Genomic DNA, 1908 nt, shown 5'->3' with positions numbered 1-1908 from the left:
GGTTGAGTCGGCCTGAAGCGCGGTTCCGGTGTTGCCACCGACCCGTTTCTCCAGGCCGCTCTCCGAACCCGGCGTACCCGTCTCCGGGTACCGGGCTCTCCACAGTTCCTCTCGTCGGACTGGTTGTCAGGTTGTGGGCCAGGGGCCGGGGATTGTGTCGCCCCGGTAGCGGTACCGGGTGATCGCCGGTGTCCGCGCCAGGTTGATCAGTTCGATCCCGTCCGCGGTGATCGGCAGCCAAGACCCGTGAGGGCCAAGGAGCCGGTTGCGGACGTACTTCCACGACCAGCGGTGCATCGTCTTGAGCCACATGATCACGCGATGCCAGAGGAAGGCCCCGAGCATGCGGAACGTGTGCTTCGCGACGGCATGCCGGAAGTAGTTGGCCCAGCCGCGCATGATCTGGTTGAGCCGGATAAGCACGTCCCTGGGGTCAGCCTGTGACGTCCTGCGGGTCAGGGCACGGATCTTGTCCTTCACCGATCGGATGGGCCGCACGGCGATGAACGCGTAGACGTACCACTTGTCACTTCCTCGCTTGCGGCGCCGCCGGATGCGGAACCCGAGGAAGTCGAACCCGTCCTCTATATGCACGATTCGGGTCTTGGCCGGTGACAGCCTCAGCCCCAAGGCTTCGAGCAGGGAGGCTACTTCGTTCTGGAGGGCCGCCGCGTCCTCGGCGGAGCCATGCACCATGATCGCGAAATCGTCCGCGTAACGGACAATTCGCCAGTTGGGCAAGCCGTGCCGACGGCGCTTGCGACGCGGGTACTGGCCATCCATCTGCCCACCGGGCAACCAGTCACGGTGCAGGTGCTCGTCGAGCGCCGACAACGCGACGTTGAAGATCAGCGGGGAGAGGATGCCGCCCTGCGGGGTGCCGGTGTGGGTGTCCCTTCGCTGGCCGTCCTCGCTGAGGATGCCCGACTTGAGGAACCCCTTGACCAGCGCCAGGACACGCTTGTCCTTGACCCGTTTCCGCACGGCGTCCATGACGGCGCGATGAGAAACGTTGTCGAAGGCCGCTTCGATGTCGGCGTCCAGCACCCAGTGATATCCCTTGGAGCCGAAACGCTGGATCTCCGCGATCGCGTCCTGAGCCCGCCGTTTGGGCCGGAACCCGTAGGAGACCGGCAGGAAGTCGGCCTCAAAGATGGGTTCCAGCACCAGCTTCAGCGCGGCCTGAACGGTCCGATCCGCCACCGTGGGAATACCGAGGCTGCGAACCTTTCCCGACCCGCCCGGCTTGGGGATCTTGCGTTCCCTCACTGGCAGGGGCCGGAACGCGCCGGACTTCACGTCCGAGCGCAGACCGTCCAGGAACCCGGGTGCTCCGATATCCCGCTCGACGTCGGTAACGGTCAGACCGTCCACGCCGGCGGTTCGGGCTCCCTGGTTGCCCGCGACCCGGTCGAACGCCACGATGAGCGTTGCCGGGTCGTGAACGAAGTTGAACAGGTCGTCGAACCGGCGGCCGGGGTCGGCCACCGCCCAACGGTGAAGCTTGGCCTGCATCTCCAGTACCTGGCCGAAGGGCCCCACTGGGGGATCTCCTTCCGGGGCGCCGCCGTTCGGCGGTGCGTCTTCTGGCATTACAGTCTCCTTCCCTTCTTGGAACTGCTGCCGCCCTTCCCCTTGTGCCGGGCTTTCCCCGGCTCCGAGTACTACGGCGGCTCCGCCCCCTCCCGCACTGATCGACCGACGGTGGGTCCAGCCTCGAACTCCACGCTGGCGGCGCGGACTCGTGGCAGATCCGGGAGGGTTCCCGTGTTCACTGCTGACCGTTCGTCGCAGGAGGTGCCCGGCTCTGTCCCGGCGGCATCGCCACGGTTACGCCGCAGGCTTTCACCGTGGCCTCCCGGACCTGCAACTCCAGACCTGCCCGGGAGTTCCCCACCCCCTAAAACG

At 66.4% G+C, this 1908-nt stretch carries 1 protein-coding gene; it reads right to left on the bottom strand.

Annotated features, from left to right (window positions below):
* Positions 1-126: 126 nt before the first annotated feature.
* Entirely contained in the window at positions 127-1593 is a 1467-nt protein-coding gene (gene ltrA / locus AB0N06_RS38740; protein ID WP_366139351.1) for a group II intron reverse transcriptase/maturase, read from the bottom strand.
* Positions 1594-1908 lie beyond the last annotated feature (315 nt).

Origin of the sequence: Streptomyces sp. NPDC051020, from assembly GCF_040683105.1 — a bacterium.
Classification (GTDB): Bacteria; Actinomycetota; Actinomycetes; order Streptomycetales; family Streptomycetaceae; genus Streptomyces.
The sequence above is the reverse complement of the archived record's forward strand: the minus strand, read 5'-3'. Positions and strand labels throughout refer to the sequence as shown.